The sequence below is a fragment of the Erythrobacter litoralis genome (assembly GCF_001719165.1).
Taxonomy (GTDB): Bacteria; Pseudomonadota; Alphaproteobacteria; order Sphingomonadales; family Sphingomonadaceae; genus Erythrobacter; species Erythrobacter litoralis.
In genome coordinates this window covers 433,056-454,626 of the sequence record NZ_CP017057.1, presented here as the reverse complement: position 1 = coordinate 454,626, position 21,571 = coordinate 433,056, and the positions used below count along the sequence as shown (strand labels likewise).

The window sequence follows — 21,571 nt, the reverse complement described above, 5'->3', positions numbered from 1 at the left end:
AAATGCAGATTTTGATCCCGATTTCCGGCCGCACGTCCTTTTTTCCGGAGGAGGAGTATTTCTTTCCCAAGCCTCTGATCGAAGTGGCCGGTCAGCCTATGATCAAGCTAGTGATTGACAGCCTAAAACGCGACTTCCCAGACGCTGATTTCACCTTCATCGTCGATCGCGAAGATGCGCGAGGGTTCTCGCTCGATCGGGTGCTTAAACTGGCTGCTGGGGAAAGCGCGACGATTGTCGAGCGATTGGGCGAAACGTCTGGGGGCTTATGTTCCTGTCTCCTTGCGATCGATGTCCTTGATGCGAACCGTGAGCTTCTGATCTTCAACAGCGACCAGATCATCACCGACAATCTGGCGGGACATGTGGCGCGGTTCAATAATTCGGAGGCAGATGCTGGTGTCATCACCTTCGATGCCGTTCATCCGCGATGGTGTTACGTTGTAGCGGAGGACGGGCACGAAGTAGTTCAGGCCTTCGAGAAAAAGGTCATGTCGCGAAACGCTGTTGCCGGCTTCTACTATTTCCAAAAAGCGGAGACCTTCCTCCTGGCAGCGCAGAAAGCGGTACTCAATGACGTGAATGTCAATGGTCTGTTCTACATTAGCGCGTCATTGAACGAAGCTCTTTTGATGAACCGTCGCATCATGCTGTCCCCGATCGATGCGCGAGACTACCACAGCTTTTTCGAGCCGTCCCGGATCACTGCGTTTGAACGCTCACCCGCGGCCGCGTTGATACGCGAACGGCCACACGCCGGCGCGCGCATCAACGTGATCCTGCCGGCAGCGGGTGAAGGAAGCCGGTTTGCCAAGGCCGGCTGGAAAAAGCCGAAGCCATTCATTGACGTTCTCGATCAGCCGATGCTGTCCCACGTCATCGACAACGTTTCGCCGAGTGACTCGCAAGTTACCGTCCTTCTGCGCAAGCAGCACCAGGATGAACAGACCCAAGCGGTTCTTGATCTGGAAGCGAAGGGAGTCACGGTCATCCCGGTCGAAAATTTGACCGAAGGTACGGCATCGACCGTGTTGCTGGCCCGGCGCGTGTTCGACGACGATCGGCCGATGATGGTGGCCAACACCGACCAAATCGTCGATTTCAACGTCTCCGATTTTATAGAAGATTGTTTCAATCGGCAACTCGACGGCTCGATCCTTGTGTTCCGGGACCCGGAGATGGACCCGAAATGGTCCTTCGCTCGTGTGGGTGCCGACGGGTTAGTTCAGGAGGTGGCCGAGAAAAAGCCGATCTCGGATCTAGCGACGGTCGGAATCTATCTATTTGCGCGCGGCCGGGATTTCGTTGGCGCCGCTGCGGACATGATGGCGGCCAACCAACGCGTGAACGGGGAGTTCTATACTTGTCCGGTCTATAACTTCATGATTGCACAAGGCGCACGGATCGGGGTCTACGAAGTCCCGAGGAATGCGATGCAGGGCCTCGGGACACCGGACGATCTAGAAGCCTTTCTAACGAGGCAGGGCGTCGGTCCGTCACCTGACGCGCCGGATTGATGCGGGTCGTTGTGCCCTTGGCGGGACCGGATTTCATTCGGCCTGACGGATCGGTGAAAGCCGAGCTCATCGTTCAGGGTCAACCGATGCTGCGCGCCGCGCTCCGGTCTCGGCCATGGGCCGCTGACGTCGCTCCAGAGAGGCACGTCTTCGTCATGGCTGACAGGCCGGAAACCCGCGCTTTTGCGACTGGGTCGCTCGCGCGCTGGTATCCGGGCGCCGCACAGGTATTTCTCGGTCAGTATACTCGGGGCGCCGCTCTGAGCGCAATGGCCGGTGTCGCGATGAGTATCGCCGACGACGGCCCCTTGATCGTCGATCTCGCAGATATTCTCTATGCAAGCGACCTGAACCCTGGGGCAGTTTTCTCGCGAGATTCGGATTGCGGCGCCATTGCCCTCGCCTTCCAAAGCAGATCGCCGAGCTACAGTTACTTAAGGCTCGATCACGATGGCATGGTGGTTGAGGCAGCCGAGAAACGAGTGATCTCTAGCAACGCATCTGCGGGCACGTATGTCTTTGCCGACGTCTCGGTTTATCTCACCGCTATGGCACATGCCCTCCGTGATTTCGATAAGCAGCAGCACAATGGCCTTCTTTATGTCTGCCCTTTGTTCAACGGCGTGTTAGCTGCGGGCTACAATGTGGAACTCGCGCCGGTGACTGAGGTCGTTGACATCAAACAAGGTGATTTCCAGTGAGCCAAGATATCCGTACTTTGACGCACGCATACATCACAGCATTCCACAACAGGGACATCGAAGGCGTTGCGGCACTCATGCACGAAGATTTTGTGTTGACCGATCCCGAAAACGAGGCGTTGGGTCCTCGAGAGACCGTGCTAAGGTTCATCTCGGGCCTGTTCGAGCGCGCGGGCACCACTCTGACGTTTCTGCCTCGAACGGTGCTCGTAGATGGGGCGCGCAGCGTCATCGAGTTCGGCCTGACGATCGACCAAGACTATCTCGAAGGAATCGACCTTATCGAGTGGCAAGACGGACGCATGATCTCCATGCGTGCACATCTAACGCAGCGGAACCAACAAATAAGAGAACGTGACCATTGACCAAAGGCCCTGACTCTGTTCAACTTTACTTGGCATAGGGGTGCGAAGCCATCAACATGAATCACTTTCTGATAACGCCAGAAATGTTTACATTCCCTTGTATTTTGGCAATGTCTATTCGGTAGAAACGTAGGATTCAGCAAGCAGTTTGCGCAGCAAGGAAGGGAGCGACGCCAAACTCAAGCAAAGCGACCCCATCACCAGATAAGGCTCAAAATTCGATGGAGCCTTTCCGGAAGGGCTCCGAAGAGAGAATCGGACACTTCCGAGGATCTGGAATCTTTGAATCCCGATTTGATCAGTCGATTTCTGGCTTCTGGACAGGCAATGCCGGATTAGCATTGCGCCACGGTTCTCAAGTATTTCTGATGAGTGCGATGGGTCCATCAATGCGCTGCACACGCCTATCGTGTCGTCACCGTGCCTTTCGCGTCACCTTTAATCCCGGCGTCCAAAGCACCTAACAGTCTGATTTGAAGCTAGAACGCGCTGGCTCCTCTTTCTCGTGTGATGCTCGTAGTCAGAAGCCGAGCTTGTGTAGTCTCGGCGCCAACTTGCGATGTAGGATCGGTGGCAGAAGGTCCGCGAGCAGCTCCTTACGCAAAATCTGACGATCGCTCCGGTCACTTGTACCTGGACGCGGCTTGAAACGCGTCGTGTGCGGCTTCCGCGTCGCGTCCCATGTTGCAGTGTAGTAGTAGAGCGCGATCGACATCCGAGGCTGCCCTTTGGGATGGTTCACGGGCTCGGGATTGCCGTGCCAACTTGTTGAGGATGTATTGAAAATGCACATGCGGTTGAATTGCGGCACGAACCCCTCAACTTTCACGGTCATGTCTTCGTTCCAGACCTCGAATGAGCCTCCATATTCGTTTTTCCAGTTCTTGTTCAGATAGATCAACATGTTTACTCTGCGCTCTAAGTTGAGCGCGGCATGGTGATTGAAGTCGGCGTGGATGTCGAGATGGCCGCCATTGCGAACTACATGAATTCCGCCCCCGGCAAAGTACGGATCTGGGATCAAGCCCTTAATACCGGTCAGCTCCTCAAGGAATGCGATAACGGGACGCGAATTTAGCGCATAGAAGAGGTGCCGCGTATACTCTGGCAGGCGCTCCGGCATATAGCTGGTCTTTAGCCGTTCCTGTGGGCGATCAAAGCTCGTGTCCGCCTCTGGCAGCACCTTCAGCTCCTCCTTGACGCGGTCTAGAATCTCCGGAGCAAGGAAATTGTCGTAGCAGCCGTACGGAAATGGCTTACGAACCTGGTATTCTTTTGAATGCGGCGCCGCGGCAGCGCGCGCCTCGTCAGTGGGCAGGAGCAGCGTGTCGGGATCGAGGGGCAATATGGACATAACGGCAGCCTTGGCGAATGATTTCAGAGACCGGGACGAATGAGATTGGAAGTCGTCGTGCTATCCAATAAGTCTTTCCTAATTGACTGATGTCGGATGAATTATTGCCACCTGGATAATATCCTTGACAAGACCTTCCGGTGCGAATGAGTGCTCGGCCTTCTAAGATATTGTAACACTTCCAATTTATAACTTGTGCTGATTCGGGAAGCCAAGCAGCCGAGACCGTGAAGCCAGCTTTCCCATGAATTTACATTTCATTATTTTAGCCAGTAACAGCAGTAGTGGCTTGCACAGCCTCCCAAGCAATGTCCTGCAGCACCTCGGCCAGCGCCGGCGAGGGAGACGAATCCACCCCGAGTGCCGACGGCAGCACATCCGGTTTCATGCCGTAGATAGTCGCGAACTGCACCAGGGTTATGAAATAATTGCCGATGGCGTTCGGATGTATGTCGTCTATAAAAACGTCAGAGATATCCGACACGCCTGGCACTTGTCCGGTCTCTATGCGGTCATGCAGAAGTCCCATGGCCTGACCTGCGGGCACAAGCCGAACGGGCGGCTGGCCGGGTCCAAGCTGCGCATTTACCTCGTCGACGATCCCGGTCCAACGGACAACGTCGTTGGAGATGCGGGTGCGCCATGGAATGTGGTCTTCGTCGTCCCATTGCACCGCCTTCCCCGTCCCGCTGTGCACAGAGTGCCAAGTTTCGTAGATATAGACGCGCACGTCCGGCTTGTTGGAAACAGCCAGGTCGTAGAACTTGCGCACAAAGACGGGAGTTTCCGACCACCTCAGGTGGTTGATAAGGGGAACCGCCTCCGTCATCACGACGACCTCATATTCACCGGTCGGCAACGCACGGCGTGAATCCACGCCTTCAGCTTCTGCGGAATGCTCCCAGTTAGCTTTGATAGACGCGCCATTGATGATTTGCGCTTCGACCCGCCCGGTTCCACCAGTGGCTGTCACGGCGGTCTCCAGCATGTCCGGCATGATGGGGCCCACGAGGCTGTGGCCAATGAAAAGGATGTCAAAAGTGAGGTCACGCAGGCTCATTATGATACCGCTCCGTCGCGAAGGTTAAGGGGGCCGTGTCCGTCCCGACGACCCCGGTCAGGGGCGTGGACGTGACTACCTGCCAAACCACGGCCTGCATCAATTCCGCTGTTTCCGCCAACGGCTCTTGTGCGGGGGTCCCGTCAGCGCGAAGAAGCGCGCTCGGCAATCCGACCGGGGAACGACCGAATAAGACAGCGAAGTGCGTCAAGGCAATTAGATAGGCGCCAATGTCGTTGAAGTGGATACTGTCGAGCATCAGGTCGCCAACGCCGGATACGTCCTTCAGCCCGCCACGCGCCTCAGCAGCACGCAGGAATGCTGCCATCACCTGCCCGCCGGGGATGACATAGATCGGCTCGGTACCACCGGTTTCGGCCAGCGCAGGCCGAAGGATCGAATCCAGCCAGTACCGGTTCAGATCTGCATCTATACGGTCCAGCCAGCCTTCCGGGTCATTGGTTTCGTGCCAAGTCTCGTAAAGGTAGATACGAATTGCGGGGTTCGCGGCCCGTGCTTCGGCCGTCCAGCGCCGAAGGAAATCCCAACTTGCGAAATACGCGATAGCATCCCGGATCTCAACCATCTCGGTCAAAATGAGCGCGTCATACTCTCCACTGTCGAGGGCATCGTGGGCATCACGATATCTTGGATGAGCGTTTTCGGTGTCAAACCCATTGATCGGTTCATCGCGATCCCAGTGTGCCCTGAGGCTCGTGCCCCAGCCAAGCTGGCTTTCATAAGCGTAGGCCCCGTCGGCCAGCTGCATGAGCATCGCAGGCATGTCCCTGCCCACTAGGCTGTGGCCAATATGGAAACCTCGCAGATCGCCGGAAATCGGTTCAAGCGGCTGGGAATAGAGCTGCTGCATTCGCTCGGCGGCCAAGGGCGCGGGGATGTTGGCTTCGGGTCGTCGACCCGTATGCCAAAGATACGCCGCGCCGCCGAATGCGGCGATACCGAGTAGTGCGGTTGGGACCGCAAACATTTGCCGACGACTAGGCATGAGCGGCCTGTTTGTCGCACGAAATCAATTTTTCCCACCTCTCGGTAGATATCGAAGCAACGGTCAACACGTGGTTACCAACCAAGGCATAGCCGCCATCGAGCGTATCGCCTGTTCGAAAACTGCCGACGCTCTTCTCGAACCTGGCCTCGAATCTGTGCGATTGTGGCATTAAGCGGATAGACAGGGCATCGAACCCGAGCATCGATCCGGTCAAGGGAAACTGGCATTTGTAAGCAGCTTCCTTGGCCGAGAAGATTCCCACGACGTCGTGCTGGGTTAATGGCGCGTTCCCGCTCTCGAGCTCCAGCCCATCGCCTTCATGGACGACCTCCGCCGCGATGTCAGGCGGAAGCGTCGCGTAGGGTTCGACATCAATGCCGATTGCGGCAAATCGTTCAGATCGGCTTATCGCGGCCAGACATACATCCGAGCTGTGGGTGATGCTGCCGATGATCCCCTTTGGCCAGATAGGCGCGCGGTCGATGCCGATGGGCACGGCGAATGGTTCGGAGCCGTCCTCCATCGCTGCCATTCGTACTGCGGTCCTGCCAGCCGCAAATTCCTCCCGACGCTGTGGCACCATGCCCGCTGTGCAGGTCAGTTCTGTGGGCAATAGATCGGCGACATCGCCCAATGCCGGCCGAGCATACCCGACAGAGACCGAGGGACCCAGAAGTCTTTTAGCGGCGCGCGCAAGCTCGACTACTCGTTCAGACGAATCTATCATATCGACTCTTTCCGCCGGGCGCGCATCTCGCGGCGGCGCGACATGGCATCCTTGCGCATCTGGCCGCGACCTTGACCCGCCTCGCTGGCGGCTCCCTGAACGACAGGCGCGGCGTCATCGGCTCCGGACCCCGACGGGGTCGGCGCAAGGTGTTGCGACAACGCCCCCAAGGTGGGGAATCGGAAGATGTCCGTGATACTCAACTTCGCCGGCCCGAAGATCGCCTTGAGCTCGCGGTGGGCCTGTACTGCAAGCAGTGAATGCCCCCCGAGCGAAAAGAAGTTGTCATTGGGTGCGATCTGGGAGACGCCGAGCACTTCTCTCCAAACCGCTGCGATCTGTTCTTCAACGTTGCCCGACGGCGCTGGTGCGTCAGCAGGGGTTGAAATGGCTTTCGGCGCCAATGTCACCTTGTCCAGGGGCGCGGTTTCGGCAGGTTCGGGCAATGCCTTGCGGTCCACTTTCTTATTCGGGGTCAGAGGGAAAGCGTCGACTTGAATATAGTGTGCGGGGACCATGAAATCGGGAAGCTTCGCAGAAAGGGCAGTGCGCAATGCTACCGGAGAGATGGTCGCATCCGACAACAGGTACGCCACAAGGCGCACGTCTCCTGGGGTGTCTTCGCGGGCCATCACCACTGCCTGCCGAATCGTCGCCTGCTCTTCCAGCGCGGCTTCGATCTCTCCAAGTTCGATGCGATGGCCACGGATTTTCAACTGGTTGTCTGCCCGTCCGAGGAAATCGATCCTGCCGTCTGGTCGCCACTTGGCAAGGTCGCCTGTACGGTAAATGCGGGCGCCTGCGGGGCTGACGAAGGGATCGGGGCGGAACCGTTCGGCCGTCAGATCCGGGCGCTTCCAATATTCCCGCGCCACGCCATCACCGCCAATAAAGAGCTCACCCGGCACTCCAACCGGCACTGGCCGTTCGTCCTTATCAAGCACATAGAATTGCGTATTCACGATCGGTCTTCCAATGTTCACCGTTCCCTCATCTCCAGTCGTCAACTCTGTCGATGACCAGATCGTCGTCTCAGTCGGGCCGTACATGTTCTGGATCGGACGTCCGACGATGCCTGCGAGGTCCCGGGCGAGTTGGCCCGGTAGAGCTTCGCCGCCAATCATCAGGTGCTCGACCCGGCCTAGTGCCTCGCGTGCGCCAGGATCGGCCAGCAGTAGGCGGGCCATCGACGGTGTGCATTGCAGATGCGTTACCTCGTGACGGCAGATCTGCGCGGCGATGGAAAAATCCTCGTCGTCTAGCTCGATGTCGAGATTAGTCTGGCGCAAGACTTCGGCGAGCGGGGCCAGTCCGTCAATGACTTGCGGCACCGGTATGCCGTAGTCGATGAGGCATGCGATTTCGTTGACCCCGATCGCCTTGAGGTTCTCTACACGCCGAACGCCATCGTCGATGGTCCCGAACAGGCCCGAGTCCTCAAAATAGCGGCTGAATGCGAATTCCAGTATCGCATCCATTTCCTCTTCGTTCGTGCTGCCGAGGTCGATCTGCATCGGGTTCGTCACGCCCTGCGGCTTCTTGAACGCTGGAAAGGCCCAGGCGTATTGCTTGATCAGTCCGGCGGCACTTCGCAGATAGTCCTTCATCGGCTCGCGCGCCGTTTCACGCGCTCTGTCGCGGCTGTCGGCAAGGTAAGTGTGCAGCATAAGCGTAACAGTGTGGGCCGCCGGATCGTATCCAGCCTCTCTCAGCGCTGCGTGGTAGACCCCAATCTTTTCTGCAACCTCCTCGATACTCTGGCCCAGAAGATGCGTGAGAACATTGGCTCCGATCCGCCCGGCTTCTTTCCAAGTGTCGGGGTTGCCAGCCGTCGTGACCCAAATAGGCAGGTCCTTGGACACCGGGCGCGGCTGTGTGACCACGTCGATCGTGCCGCCAAGCGGATGGTCGAACGCCACCGGTTCGCCGCGCCAGAGCTTACGCAGTGTTTCGATAGCATCCAGCATAGCGGGCTTGTTGTTGGGCGGTGCGTTCTCGGGCCGCAGGAGGAAATCGTCAGGCTGCCAGCCAGATGCAATCGCCAGCCCGGCCCGCCCGTCCGTGAGGTTGTCGATCACCGCCCATTCCTCGGCAATCCGAGCTGAATGATGCAGAGGCGCCACGCAGCTACCGGCGCGCACACCGATCCGCTTTGTTACCGCTGCCACAGCAGCACCCGTGACCGAGGGATTTGGGTAGGGGCCGCCAAATGCATGGAAATGGCGCTCCGGCGTCCAGACTGCGCAGAACCCGTTCGCATCGGCGAACTTCGCGCCTTCAAGCAGCAGCTCGTACTTTTTCGGGCCGACACCATCATCATTGCCCCAATAGAAAAGACTGAACTGCATGCCCTTGTCGGACCGTGCTATACCATCGGATGGATTCAGCCGGGCCTCTTCGCTGACCACCACCACCTTGAAGCCCCGGGCGAGCGTGTAGAACAACTCCAGCACCGAGATGTCGAAACTGATGCTCGTCAGAGCCAACCAAGTTCCTGCTGGCTCATGCGGAACGCGATCATCCATGCCGCGGAAAAAGTTCATCACGTTCCGGTGTTCCAGAACCACCCCTTTGGGCCGCCCCGTCGAACCGGAGGTGTAGATCAGGTATGCAGCGTCATGCCCCGTGGCGGCGCACTCCGGAGCATCAGTCGCAGCGGCACCAATCCCCTCATCGCGATCGATAAGGAGGGTCTGTGCGAGACTTTCAGGCAAATGAGCAGCAAGTTCGGCAGAGGTGACGATGACCTTTACCCCGCTGTCTTCGATGTAGAGGGTGGTGCGATCGGTGGGATAGGCTGGATCTAAGGGCACATATGCCCCGCCTGCTTTCAGGATCGCGATGGCGGCAATAACTAGATCGAGGGACCGATTCAGATAGAGACCGACGAACGTGCCGGGCGCTACCCCCATATCACGCAAGACATGCGCTACCCGGTTCGCACGGGTATCCAGATCGGCATACTTGAGCTCTTGCCCCTCGAAGACAAGCGCTACCGCATCGGGCGACCGTCTGGCCTGTTCTTCGAACGCGGCATGCATCGTCTGATCGTGATCGTAGTTGACCTCCGACTGGTTCCAGGTCCGGGTGACAAGCTCCAATTCGTGATCCGACATGATGGGGGCTGACGCGAGCATGATCTCCGCGTCGTAGTCGATTGCCGCGGCGAGGCGCTCGATGCGCGCAGCAAGGAGCTTCGCCATATCTGGGTCGATCCTTGCTCCGTTATGGAACATGCGAAGCCCGGTGTCGGACAAGTGCACTGTGACCGCCGTGCCTGTGATCAGGCCAGGCTCGCACGCCTCGCTAATGCCGAATTCGGGGACGGCTACGGCGGCGATAGACGGATCCCTGAGTACGATATCCAAAGCGAAACTCGGATGCGCGCGCGCGCGATCGATCTGCGCGTGAGCATCGCCCGCGAGCGCCTTCATGGTGACGTTGCGGTCGACAGCGATGCGCACCGGGACCCAGTCGCTCATATAGCCCGAGGAACAGGGCAACGGGTCGCCAGCATAAGCGATGTCGATTGCATCCCTGTGGGTGCTTCGCAAAGCCGCAGCAGCCAGAACACCGACTATCCGAGTTCGGTCAAGGCCGTCGGGAACTACAATTGGTATTTCCCCGACAGCAGTCGTACCTTTCGAGGGACGTGACAGTCCTAGGTCCGACGGCACCGGATCGGCAAGCAGGGCCCGCACAGCGTTTTCGCGCGGAGCTGCCTGCGCCAAAGCTGCGTTGAGACTGTCCGCGCCGTCCATTGCGGGAAGCATGGCGCCCGCCTTGGTGTACTGGTTCGGATCGACGGGCGCCCCGGTCGCATCGGTCAGCCCCGACAATCTAACGCTCCCCCCCTGTGTCGCTACGAGGATATTGTCCTTTTCAACCGCAAGTACAGTTCCGGGAGCAGCCTCACCGCCGGGTAGCTGCACAGCCTTTCGGATGCTGGCTACGAAGCCGCCGAGGTCCACCTTAGGTGTGGTCAGCGGATTAAGGTAATCGCCATGATCCAGTGCGCGAACAAAAGCAGCAAGGCGGTCGGCGGACCATTTGAAATCAACCCTTCCTGCAGCATGCGGGCGATCCGCGCGGGCAAAGATTGTCCGGGTGCTGAAATCCTGAATTTCGGTGGAAAGGTTGTCGACTTCTAATGCCTCGATAAGGGGCCCAAAGCTTTCGATTGCGGCAGCGAAGCATTTCGCGTTCAGGGTAAAAGCCGTCTCATCATCGTCGATCGCAATGGCCTGGCGCATCACGATCTCACCGGCATCTACCTCGTCGGTGATCATGTGCCAGGTGATGCCGTGGTTGCGTTCGCCATTGAGAAGTGCCCAGACCGGAGCATTGAGGCCGGCATAGGCTGGCAGCGGCCCGTCATGGAAATTGATTGCCCCTTTGCTGGCGAGAGAAAGAACGTCTTCCGGTATCAAAGAGAGGTTCGCGATACTAAAAAGCCAGTCTACAGTGACGTCGCCAAGGCGCATGGCGAGACTTCTGCCGGGTTTCTCGACCCGGATACCGTTTTTCTGGGCCCAGTCCGCGATTGGTGGCGTCCGTGTAACAACCACGCCGATGGTGTGCCCGCGCCGGAGAAGCATTTCACCGCACTGCACAAGTAATGCTTCATTGCCGATCAGGATGGAGGAGAATTTTGTCATAGTGAAATCCTTCTTGGCGATCCTGAATCAGTCGACAACACGAGCCTTGGCTGAAATTGCCGGGGCAAGAGACTTGTTTGTTTTTGGGAATTTGAGGCTGTGTTGGATCAGATCACGCAGAAAACGCTCAGGCGCATGAGCTTGGCGGCCCGAGATCAAACAACGCAGGCGCCAGATTGATGCACCGGCGACATGTGCGAGAGTGGCAGCAGTTTCGTAGGCGCGCCCGTGGTTCTTGACGAAGTAGTAGCGACGGGAGTCGAACCAATAAGAGGGTGTGCGGTGCCACTCCTTCATCCCTGTCGAAGCCGAGCCGATATGTGTGACCTCGCTTTCGCGCACGTAGATGGTTCCATAGCCCGCTAGATTGGCCCTGCGGCAGAGATCAGTTTCCTCGTAGTAAAGAAAGAAGGTCTCGTCGAAATACCCGATCTCGTCGAGCATGGGTCGGCGCATCATTACGCTTGCGCCGGCCAGCCAATCGACCTGAACGGTGCACTCTGGCAAAGGCAGCGGCACGATCCAGTTTTTTAAGAATCGGCTAATCAGCCCGGTACGCGCAGCGCCTTCGAACTCGCCCGCAATCGAAGGAAACCGAAAAGCCGTTTGATGCGGGTCTCCATCCGGGCCTTTGATATAACTTCCGGCCAGACCGAGCTCGCTATCGGATTCCAGCACATCAAGCAGGGCCCGGATCGCTCCGCGATCTGGAAAGGCATCGGAATTCAGACAATATATATAGTCGGGTTTGGCCTTATCCGACATCTTCTGCTGAATGCCGAAATTATTGCCTGCACCGTATCCACCGTTGCTGCCCGACGCGACCACCCTGACCTTCCCCTGATCTGCCCATCCGCGCTGCAGGACAGCCTCACAAAGCATTTCAAACGATCCGTCACCGGAGTCGTTATCGACGATGACCATCTCGGCATCGAGCCCGTCCATTGCACGTAGGGCCGCCTCAGCTGCGAGCAGCGTCATTTCGGCGGTGCGATAATTCAAAAGGACGACAAGAATACGCGGCCGTGCCATCACGTCACTCCGCAGCCTGAGAAAACTCGATCGATCGCGCCGAACGAATCTCCGCTTCTTCTATGCATCGCTTCATCTCAGCCGCAAGAACCCGGACATTGGGTTCCAACACCATCGAGTCGTGGTCGCCCGGCACCTCGATCACGGTCAGATTTTCGGCCCACTGGCCCCATTCGTTGTCCTCAAAGACATATTCTTTTGCGGTGCTGACGTATCGATCGCCCGAGACCTTCCAGCGTCGGTCCAGCGGCGGGCGGAACAGTACTAGATTGCCGTGCCACCGTTTGAGGTCAAAGTGTGCAAGGGCGTTGATGAAGGCTGCCTCGATCGCTTTGTCGTGGAATAGCCCCTCTTCCGCAGCAGCTTCTTCCATCGGTTGGAAGCGCCGCATCTCCCACGCGTAGCGGGCCTTGACCCATTTGAACGCGTAGCCGAAACCTTTTTCGCGAAAATGGCCAAGCTTTATCAGGACCTTGTCGGGTGTGGAAAGCTTAGGGCGCAGCGGCAGCGGTGTGTCTAGCATCACCAACAGGCCGACTTCCTCGCCCGCGGCCTCCAGCTGGTGGGCTATCTCGTAGGCCGTGAGTCCGCCGCCTGAAAAACCCCCGACTAAATAAGGTCCGCGCGGCTGTATCTGCTTCATCTCAGCGATGTAATCCGCCGCCGCTTCGCTCAGCGTTTCGTGCGGTTTGTCGTCGCCGTAGAGCCCTCGAGCCTGCAGCCCATAGAATGGCCTGTCCGCACCGATAAGGTTGGCTAGGTGGCGCAGGTTGAGGACATTGCCAAACATCCCGGCAACCAGGAAGAATGGCGTCCGCTGTCCGCCCTCGCCGCTATGCATCGGCACAAGATGAGTAAAGCGGCGCGGCACCGCAGCGGACCGCCCTTTAGGTTCTGCGGCAACGTCGTCGTCACCGACAGCGTGGGCGTCATGACCAATCCGTTCCGCAATGCGCGCGGCAATGCTGGCCACGGTGGGCGTCTCGAAAAGCACAGAAATCGGAAACTCAACCCGGTAGGTCTTCTTAATCAGCGCGAAGAGCCGAACAGCGATCAGGGAATGCCCTCCCAAATCGAAGAAACTGTCGTCTACGCCGACCATCTCCAGTCCCAACAGGTCCTGCCAAAATCCAGCCAGCGTCCTTTCAATATCGTTGCGCGGCGCCAAATAGTCGCTTTCGATGTCGGGTCGTTCAAAGCTCTCGCCGATTGAGCGATCCGCTTGTGCCTGCGCCTCCGCCTGCAGTTTCAGGGCTTGGACATCGAGGGACGAGACGACGATCTGTGCGTTGGAGTGCCCAAGAGCGCGCCGAAATGCCTCGGCACCCTCTTCGGGCGCGATGCCTTGAGTAAGGTTGTGAGCAAGTCGTTCCTCGGCGGGTGACAAATCGCGGTGCTTAACCTTGGCCTGATCAAGGAAGACGACGTTGCGCAGATTGGCGGCATCGGACCGCAGGTTCGTGGCGCTCTCCAGGCGGCGGATCGAGAAATCGCTGATTTCGACGACGATCTGTCCTTCGGTATCCATGATCGTGACATCGAAGGACGCGAAGCCACCTTCCGATCTGTCAGTCGCTATTCGAACCCAACTGCGGAGCTCGGCTTGAAGCGGACCGTAGACCCTAATCGATCCATACGACACCGGCACCCATAGATGGGAGGTGTCGTACCCTTCGATGAGGTCCATTGCCCAACCCGTCGCCAAGTCAAGAAGCGCAGGATGCAGAACCACCCCTTCCTTGAGGTCGCGCTCGAAATCAAGCGGCAGGGACAATTCGGCCAATCCCTCACCGTGTCCATAGGCCATGCTACGGATAACCCGCCAGCGTGGCCCGAAGGCAAGGTTAGCTTCTTGCTGCGAGCTAAGGGTTTCGTTTTTAGCCGCACGTTCGGCTGGGCCCATACGCTCAGATATCGCGTCGAGTTCGATTTGCGCGGCACAGGGGATATGGCCAAGCGCCAAGCTCGCCTGAGCGTTCAAATGATAGCCGGTGCGGCCATCAACTGTGACGTCACTGGCTATCTCCACACGGTACCCTTCTTCGCTGCGTATCAGGGTCACCCGTATTTCGCGCGTCGTGCCATCATCGACTTGCAACGGCGAGAAGAAGTACAAGTCACTGATTTCGAATGGTCCGGTCTCGCCATTCCCGCGCAATGCCTCAGCGATCAGTTCGATATAACCGGTGCCGGGCAAAAGGGCAGTGCCGTCAATGGTGCGGTGCTCGTCAAGGATCCAACGGTCTGAGGGCGTGTAACTGGCCGTGAAAACCCGGTTCCCAGCCTCATCGAACGTCGTTTCGTCAAGAAGCGGGAAGTCGACCGGGCACGGCGCAAGCTGCGGAGCGTTGCCCTGACGCTCGGCCATCGCTTCGGCGGCCATGCCGACGTCCTTCCAGATGCCCCAATTTATCGCGACAACACGCGTGGCATCGCCGGTGCGCTTCCTGGCATAGGCGTTGAGGTATTCGTTCGCGGCAACATAGTCGATCTGACCGGCCGGCGCGGTAATCGTGCTGGTCGAGGAAAATAGCACCAACTGCTTGACCGACCCGTCCGGAAACAACCCATCGAGAACCTGGGTGCCGTGGATTTTGGCCGAGAAAACGTTTTCGACCGAACTTACATCCTTGGTTAGAAGCGGCGCATCGTCGACCGCGCCAGCCGCATGGATGACGCCGTGGATTGGCCCAAATCGTTCGGTGGCCGATGCGATTGCAGTCCGCATCTGTGACACGTTACAGACATCGGCGGTTGCGACCATGACTTCTGCGCCCGCCGCTTCCAACAGCCTTACCGCCTCAATCCGGTGGACGGTCTTATCATGGGGCGGCCTGTCACGAAGCGCACGGTCCCATTGGGCTCTGTCCGGAAGGGCCGATCGAGACACCAGAACGAGCTTCGCACCTGTCTCGCGCGCCAGCTTTTCTCCGACGCTAAGGCCGATGCCGCCGAAGCCTCCGGTGATAAACCATACACCGCCCTCCGGCGCGGTTTGGGCCCAAGACTCGACTGGTTCGAGCGGCGCAGCGCGGATTCCGAGTTCATAGCGCCGTCCGTCGCGCAAGGCGGCGTCGGAGTTCCCTGGTTCGGCCAGCATTTCTTCAAGAAGCCGAGGAACGAGGCCCTCGCGCAGGTCTTGTTCGTCTTTGCCCCGTCGCCAGCCACGTTGTGTGGATGGCAGAGTCAGGTCGATAGTGCGACAGGTAACGCCAGGCAATTCCCGAGGGATCACGCGAGTCGGACCAGCCACGATTGCCTTTTCAGGATAAAGGAGAGCTTCATCGCGCACCTGAACGGCGCCACTCGTTACGATCGTGATACTAACAGGTGACGGAAGATCTTCCTCGCTGATCGCTTGGGCAAGGAACAAGAGGCTGTAAAAGCCCTGTTCTATGTTTCGATGGAAGAAGCTTGATCCTGGACGAAACTCTTCCTCGCGCGTGACCAACCAGAAATGCGCGATGCGATCGGGCGTGATCCCACGCTGTACAAGGCTGGCCAGGAGCAGGTTGTACCCTTCGCGGCCGCGCTCCGGTGCGAGCGTGTAACTCATATCGCCCGTCTGCAAGAAGCTGTCGCCCGCACGGACCTCGAAAACCGTGTGCCCGGCGTCACGAAGCCTTGCTGCGCAATCCGCTCCAAGGCCGGCACTGTCGCAGAAAACCAACCAAACATGTCGTTCGGCTCGCGCGAGCTCATGCGTAACATCCACGGGACAAGGTGCCGATCGAGGCAACCACGCCGGAACGAAGCCCCACTCGGTGATCTCTTCGTTGCGTATCAGCGGCGACTCTTTATGGGGGCGCACACTATCAGCGGGGTCTATGAAGTAGCGCTTACGTTGAAACGGATAGGTCGGCAGCGGCACACGCCGGCGTTTCGCTTCTCCCCAGATCTGGCCCCAGTCGATCTGGATGCCACAGGCCCATAAACGGCCGAGGGTTTCGAGAAAGAAAAGATCGTCTGCAATGTTCTCGTCCGGGTGGCGGAGGGAGGTAAGCACGGCCTGCGCCTCGATTTTTCCGCTGGCTTTCGCCAGCGAACTCAGCGCCTTGCCAGGCCCAACCTCGAGATAGACACGGTCGCGTTTTCCGGCGAGGGTTTCAATCCCATCGGCGAAAAGGACGGTGTGACGCAGGTGCTGCACCCAATAAGTGGGATCGGTCGCCTCTTCGGGGGTCAGGGGCTGGCCTGTCCGGTTTGAAATGATCGGAATCTGCGGCGGTTTCAGGGTAATCGATTGCAGATAGGCTTCGAATTCCGGGAGGATAGGATCGAGCATACGCGAATGCGCGGCGATGTTGATTGGGACACGGTTGGTCTCGATCTCGCGCCTGGCCAGCCGATCGGCCAGCTCGGCAAGCTTTTCGTCCGGGCCTGAGACTATCGACAGGCCCGGCGCGTTTAGACCGGCGACATCGAGGTCGTCGCCGATCTCTGCACGGAGGCTCTCTTCGGACAGCGGAACGCTAAGCATCCCGCCCGGCGGCACCCGGTCGAAAAGCGTGCCCCGCAGGTGGACAAGTCCGAGACAATCCTCGAACGACAAGACCCCGGCCAGGCAGGCGGCGGTGTTCTCGCCCATGCTGTGACCAATCAGGGCCGTTGGCTTCACGCCCCACGACATCCAGAGCTGCGCAAGTGCGTACTCCGTGATCATTATGAGCGGAAGTTGGATTGAGGGGGTCTTCAACCTCTCACCGGCCCCAGCAGCGGCATCCCCTTCTGCGAGCCAAAGGGCCCGTATGTCATAGTCGATTTTGCCATCGAGGATATCGAGGCCGTGATCCATCGCATCTTGGAAGACCGGCTCCGTCTCATAAAGATCGCGAGCCATGCCAACATATTGTGCGCCGCCGCCCGGCAACATAAAGACTACGTCGGCGCCAGATCCGAGATCGGTATGGGTGAAGACGCGCCCCGTGCTGCCCTTTTCAAGGCGATCTGCTGCCTCGGCATGAGATTCGACCGCAACGACGCGACGCTTCTCGAAAGCACGTCGCCCCTCTTTCAGGGTGAAGGCGATGTCCTCGAGCGGCTGATCGGGGTTCGACCTGAGATGCGCGGCAAGGTTTTTCGACGCCTCGTTGAGCGCGGCCTCGGACCGTGCAGAAAGGGTCAGGATTTGAGCCGGCCAATCGCTTGGCTCGTGCGCATCAGGTTCCGGGGCTTCCTCCAGAATAGCATGCGCGTTCGTTCCGCCCACACCCAGCGAGTTGACACCGGCCCGGCGCGGACCCGAAGTCGCCATCCAATCGGCGAGGCGGGTATTGACGTAGAAGGGGCTGGTTTCGAAATCGATGGCCGGGTTCGGTCGCTCAAATCCAAGGCTGGGTGGTATCTGCCGATTTTTGAGCGCCAGCGCCACCTTGATCGTGCTCGCCACACCTGCGGCGGTATCGAGATGGCCAATATTCGTCTTGACCGAACCTATCCCGCAGAAACCGGCTTTTTCGGTGCTCTCCCGAAACGCCTGCGTCAGTGCGGCAACCTCGATCGGGTCACCCAGACGCGTGCCTGTTCCATGGCATTCTACATAGTCGATGGTATCTGCAGGCGTGCTCGCCATATCGAGCGCTTCTGAGATTGCGGCCGACTGGCCATCGACGCTAGGAGCAAGATAACCGGCTTTCGCCGCCCCGTCGTTGTTAACGGCGGTGCCGCAAATCACAGCGAAGATGTGGTCGCCGTCCGCAAGCGCGTCTTCGAGCCGGCGAAGCACAACCGCACCCGCGCCACTTCCGAAAACCGTACCTTCGGCACGATGATCAAAAGCGTGACAATGCCCGTCAGGTGAGAGGATTTCGCCGTCTTGGAAAATGTAGCCGCGGCCCTGCGGCAGTTCGATTGTCGATCCCCCGGCCAGCGCAAGGTCCGTTTCACCCGCCAAGAGACTCTGGCAGGCGTAGTGGATCGCTACAAGGGAGGTCGAGCAAGCGGTTTGGATATTGATGCTCGGACCCTTGAGGTCGAAAACGTGGCTCACCCTAGTCGCAAGAAAGTCTTTGTCGTTGCCGGTATGGCGCAGCAGGAACATACCCACGTCGTCCACAAGATCGGCATTCGAGCAAACGTTGAAATAAAAGTAACTGCCCATCCCGCAACCGGCATACACGCCGATTGGCCCGTTGAAGGCCTCGGGTGGGTGTCCGGCGGTTTCAAGAGCCTCCCATGCGACCTCGAGGAACTGGCGGTGCTGAGGATCCATCACCGCGGCCTCCTTAGGGCTGAGACCAAAAAATCCGGCATCGAAATCGGCGAATCCATCAAGCGGAGCAGCCGCTGGCACGTAGTTGCGGTGAAGTAGGCGCGCCTTATCCTCTCCGTTGGCGAGAAGCTCGCTTTCGCTGTATTGGCGGATGCACTCAAGCCCGTCTCGAAGGTTCAACCAGTACTGCTCAAGCGTTGCGCTCCCGGGAAGGTGCGCTGCCATCCCCACTATCGCGATGCGATTGTCCAGCCCGCTACGGCGATCGTCATGCCCATCAACCATCGGAAACTTCTCCCGAAGAATTTTTTCCTCTGACAAAATCCTGACCGCGCTTGAAGCGCCATACGATCCAGAAGATCCGGGGGGCTACAATCAGATATCGTCGCGCCAAGCGGCGTGGTTCGCTGAGTAGACGGAAAAGCCATTCGAGGCTTAGACGCTGCATCCAAATGGGCGCGCGTGGTTTGCGCCCAAGCAGGAAGTCAATCGAGGCACCAACACACAGCGCGACTCCTCTAGAGCGCCCAGCAGACTGGCATTTCAGGGCAATGATTTCGCTTTGTGGTGCCCCGACTGCAAAGAGGGCGTACTCAGATTGGGAATTTGCGAGAAACTCTTCAATCTTATCTATTGCGTCCGGATTATTCAAAACTCCCATTGGTGGGATATGTTGAACAATGCCGACAGCTGGGTAGCGCAGACCGAGTTCTTCTTGCATCGCAGCGTCGCCCCCGATCAATGCCACCGTCTTACCGTCGAGTTTCCCGCGTTTGAAGAGATACGCAGTAAGATCGCTTCCCGTTACGACTTCTAAAGGCATCCCTAGGGAACGAGCCAAAATTTTTAGCACACGGCTGTCACAAAGGCGAAAGCACGCAGCTGCACAAGCCTGACGGAATAATTCTGCGATCTCGGATTCCTCATCATGCAAGAGTACGAGATGATCAACGTTTGGGGTGACGACGAAAGAGAACGCGGCGCTTCGTGATAAGCGCTCCAGCTCAGCCGCCAAGCGCTCGATGCTCACGTTCGCAAAGTCGATGCCCAGAAAGCGTTGAATGTCGCTATCAGTATGCATCTTTATCCCAAGCAATCTTTATGATCGTTTCGATCATGATTCTAATGTCGAGGAGAGGCGACCAATTCTCGATGTAGTAGATGTCGTATTCCACGCGTTGTTTAGCGCGTTCCGTTGTCGCGATTTCCCCCCTTAGACCCCGGACTTGCGCAAGGCCTGTGATCCCCGGCTTGACCCTGTGACGGGCTGCGTAGCCCCTCACGGCATCAAAGTAGAATTTATCGCCGACGCGCATCATCGTTGCGTGCGGGCGCGGCCCCACCAGCGACATTTCGCCCTTTAGCACATTGAAAAGCTGCGGGAGCTCGTCGATGCTGGTCCTGCGGATAAACTTTCCGACGCGAGTGACGCGCGCATCGTTCCTCTCAGTACGCTTGACGCCGCTTACATCCCCAAGATCTGCATACATCGATCGAAATTTGAGCACAGATATTTCGTTATTGTTAAAACCAACCCTTATTTGCCTGAAAATTACGGGGCCGCGACTTTCGAGTTTAATTGCCAATGCCGTTAGGATCATGATTGGCGAGAGCAGCAAAAGCGCCAGTGTTGCTAGGACGTAGTCCAACGTCTCTTTAAGCAGTCCATCAATGTCTCTCATCGGCTGCTGCCAAACAGCGAATACGGGAAGCGATCCGAGATAATTGACACGGTAGCTCGTAGATAATTCGAGGGTCTCTCGGGGCAGGATACAAATATCAATGGAAGCTGCACTCAAGGCTTCGGTGATTTCATCCAGCCGTGATTGGGAGATTCTAGGCACAGCGAGGATGACCTGATCTAATTGACCAGTCCTCGCCAAATCAAGCAGCGCAGAAAAACCGCCGAGATGCACCATGCCATCTGTAACCTCATTTTTTTGCTGGCGTTCGTCTGCGTAGCCCAACATCCGCAAATGGGGCAGCCTTTCGAGGTTGATCAATTGGGTGACTTTCCCTGCGAGCTTCGCGCTTTCGGCGTAGACGGCAACCCTCTGGCCGATGAAGCCCCTCTGCATCAAAATGTAAGCGAGCCTTCTGAATGCTATACGGCTTAGAAATAGAAGAATTATCACGAAGGATGTGAAAAGTAGGCTCAGGCCGAGAGAAAATTCTGCAAGCCTACCCAGTTGCATGACAACCAATATGGTCAAAGTGGTGGCGAGCAGAAAGTCCGCCATCGCGGCCCCTCCAACATCTTCTCCTTGGCCTTTGAACGGCGCATATCCATCTCTGGAAGTCCGTATTAACAAAAAGTTGATGGTCAGGATGATGGCCGCGCTTTGGTGGATCTGGCCGTCATAGTACTCGCCGATCGTCAATTCATAAAAAATGATGGTCAAAAGAAACGCTAGGAAAAAGCAGCCCACGTCATTCAGGACGCCGAGCGTGCGCACCACATTTGAGGTAAAGCGCAAATGCCCATTGGTCCGACGAGGCAGTGTGGTCAGATGATCGCGCATACGCTCCCCACCACTCGGCGAATTTGCCCCGGAGTTACATGAGAAAGAAGGCGCCCTGAACGTGCGGATTCCGTCGCATCATTTGGCGCTGCCTGTTCCATCGCTTGGATCGCACGTGCCTTTCCAGCCGCAGTGATTTGGGCCTTAGCGAGCACGATCTGGCGATTATGCTCTTGGCGGGTATCCGCGAACAGAAGAATTCGATCTGCGGCCTTTTCAACCACCCGGCCTTGGCCTGCTTTCAGACCTAGCTGCCCAATTTTCGGCGGAGCCTTCTGATCATCAGCCCCGACCTCTAGGGTCATGGAGTGAGCGTCAAAGGCCCTCACTGAATTTCTCGCCTGGAACTCAAACCTATCACGGCGAACCATAACATCATCGTACTCCATGATAGCTTGCACGGCGTTTCGCCGTG

Annotated in this window: 13 protein-coding genes; 3 read left to right on the top strand and 10 right to left on the bottom strand. The window is 57.8% G+C overall.

What is annotated here, in order from left to right; translation table 11 throughout:
• The first annotated feature begins 2 nt into the window (after positions 1-2).
• From Ga0102493_RS15585 to Ga0102493_RS02080, 3 genes are all read left to right on the top strand, one after another.
• Positions 3-1,517 (top strand): glycosyltransferase family 2 protein, encoded by a 1,515-nt coding sequence (locus Ga0102493_RS15585; RefSeq protein WP_081845548.1) that lies wholly within the window; start codon positions 3-5, stop codon positions 1,515-1,517.
• Positions 1,518-1,672: 155 nt separating this feature from the next.
• Positions 1,673-2,218, top strand: a complete 546-nt coding sequence (locus Ga0102493_RS02085; RefSeq protein ID WP_236922277.1) for a glycosyltransferase family protein — start codon at positions 1,673-1,675, stop codon at positions 2,216-2,218.
• Positions 2,215-2,583, top strand: a complete 369-nt coding sequence (locus Ga0102493_RS02080) for a nuclear transport factor 2 family protein (protein ID WP_034901654.1) — start codon at positions 2,215-2,217, stop codon at positions 2,581-2,583. The genes Ga0102493_RS02085 and Ga0102493_RS02080 overlap by 4 nt, the downstream gene beginning before the upstream one ends.
• Positions 2,584-3,103: 520 nt before the next feature.
• On the opposite strand, the gene Ga0102493_RS02075 is transcribed toward Ga0102493_RS02080, so the two are convergent.
• The 10 genes from Ga0102493_RS02075 to Ga0102493_RS15870 all read right to left on the bottom strand — a co-directional run bounded on the left by Ga0102493_RS02075 (position 3,104) and on the right by Ga0102493_RS15870 (position 21,461).
• Positions 3,104-3,937, bottom strand: coding sequence for a 2OG-Fe(II) oxygenase (locus Ga0102493_RS02075; protein ID WP_034901656.1), 834 nt, complete (start codon positions 3,935-3,937; stop codon positions 3,104-3,106).
• A gap of 265 nt (positions 3,938-4,202) precedes the next feature.
• A complete protein-coding gene (locus Ga0102493_RS02070; protein WP_034901658.1) occupies positions 4,203-4,997 on the bottom strand; it encodes a hypothetical protein in 795 nt (264 codons plus the stop codon).
• Positions 4,984-5,985 (bottom strand): hypothetical protein, encoded by a 1,002-nt coding sequence (locus tag Ga0102493_RS02065; protein ID WP_174544528.1) that lies wholly within the window; start codon positions 5,983-5,985, stop codon positions 4,984-4,986. Before Ga0102493_RS02065 ends, Ga0102493_RS02070 begins: the two co-directional genes overlap by 14 nt.
• 10 nt (positions 5,986-5,995) lie before the next feature.
• Entirely contained in the window at positions 5,996-6,538 is a 543-nt protein-coding gene (locus Ga0102493_RS02060; protein WP_051697665.1) for a 4'-phosphopantetheinyl transferase family protein, read from the bottom strand.
• Between the two features lie 191 nt (positions 6,539-6,729).
• Positions 6,730-11,391: a MupA/Atu3671 family FMN-dependent luciferase-like monooxygenase gene (locus Ga0102493_RS02055; RefSeq protein WP_034901660.1), complete on the bottom strand. Its 4,662-nt coding sequence runs from the start codon at positions 11,389-11,391 to the stop codon at positions 6,730-6,732.
• A gap of 27 nt (positions 11,392-11,418) precedes the next feature.
• Positions 11,419-12,423 (bottom strand): glycosyltransferase family 2 protein, encoded by a 1,005-nt coding sequence (locus tag Ga0102493_RS02050; RefSeq protein WP_081845563.1) that lies wholly within the window; start codon positions 12,421-12,423, stop codon positions 11,419-11,421.
• A gap of 4 nt (positions 12,424-12,427) precedes the next feature.
• On the bottom strand, positions 12,428-18,919 hold the full coding sequence (locus tag Ga0102493_RS02045) for a type I polyketide synthase (RefSeq protein WP_051697667.1): 6,492 nt from the start codon (positions 18,917-18,919) through the stop codon (positions 12,428-12,430).
• Complete coding sequence (locus tag Ga0102493_RS15580) at positions 18,912-19,715, bottom strand: WecB/TagA/CpsF family glycosyltransferase (RefSeq protein ID WP_081845550.1); 804 nt, start codon at positions 19,713-19,715, stop codon at positions 18,912-18,914. The genes Ga0102493_RS02045 and Ga0102493_RS15580 overlap by 8 nt, the downstream gene beginning before the upstream one ends.
• Entirely contained in the window at positions 19,705-21,156 is a 1,452-nt protein-coding gene (locus Ga0102493_RS02035; protein WP_181443738.1) for an exopolysaccharide biosynthesis polyprenyl glycosylphosphotransferase, read from the bottom strand. The genes Ga0102493_RS15580 and Ga0102493_RS02035 overlap by 11 nt, the downstream gene beginning before the upstream one ends.
• Positions 21,141-21,461, bottom strand: a complete 321-nt coding sequence (locus Ga0102493_RS15870; RefSeq protein ID WP_150132396.1) for a hypothetical protein — start codon at positions 21,459-21,461, stop codon at positions 21,141-21,143. Before Ga0102493_RS15870 ends, Ga0102493_RS02035 begins: the two co-directional genes overlap by 16 nt.
• Between the last annotated feature and the right edge of the window lie 110 nt (positions 21,462-21,571).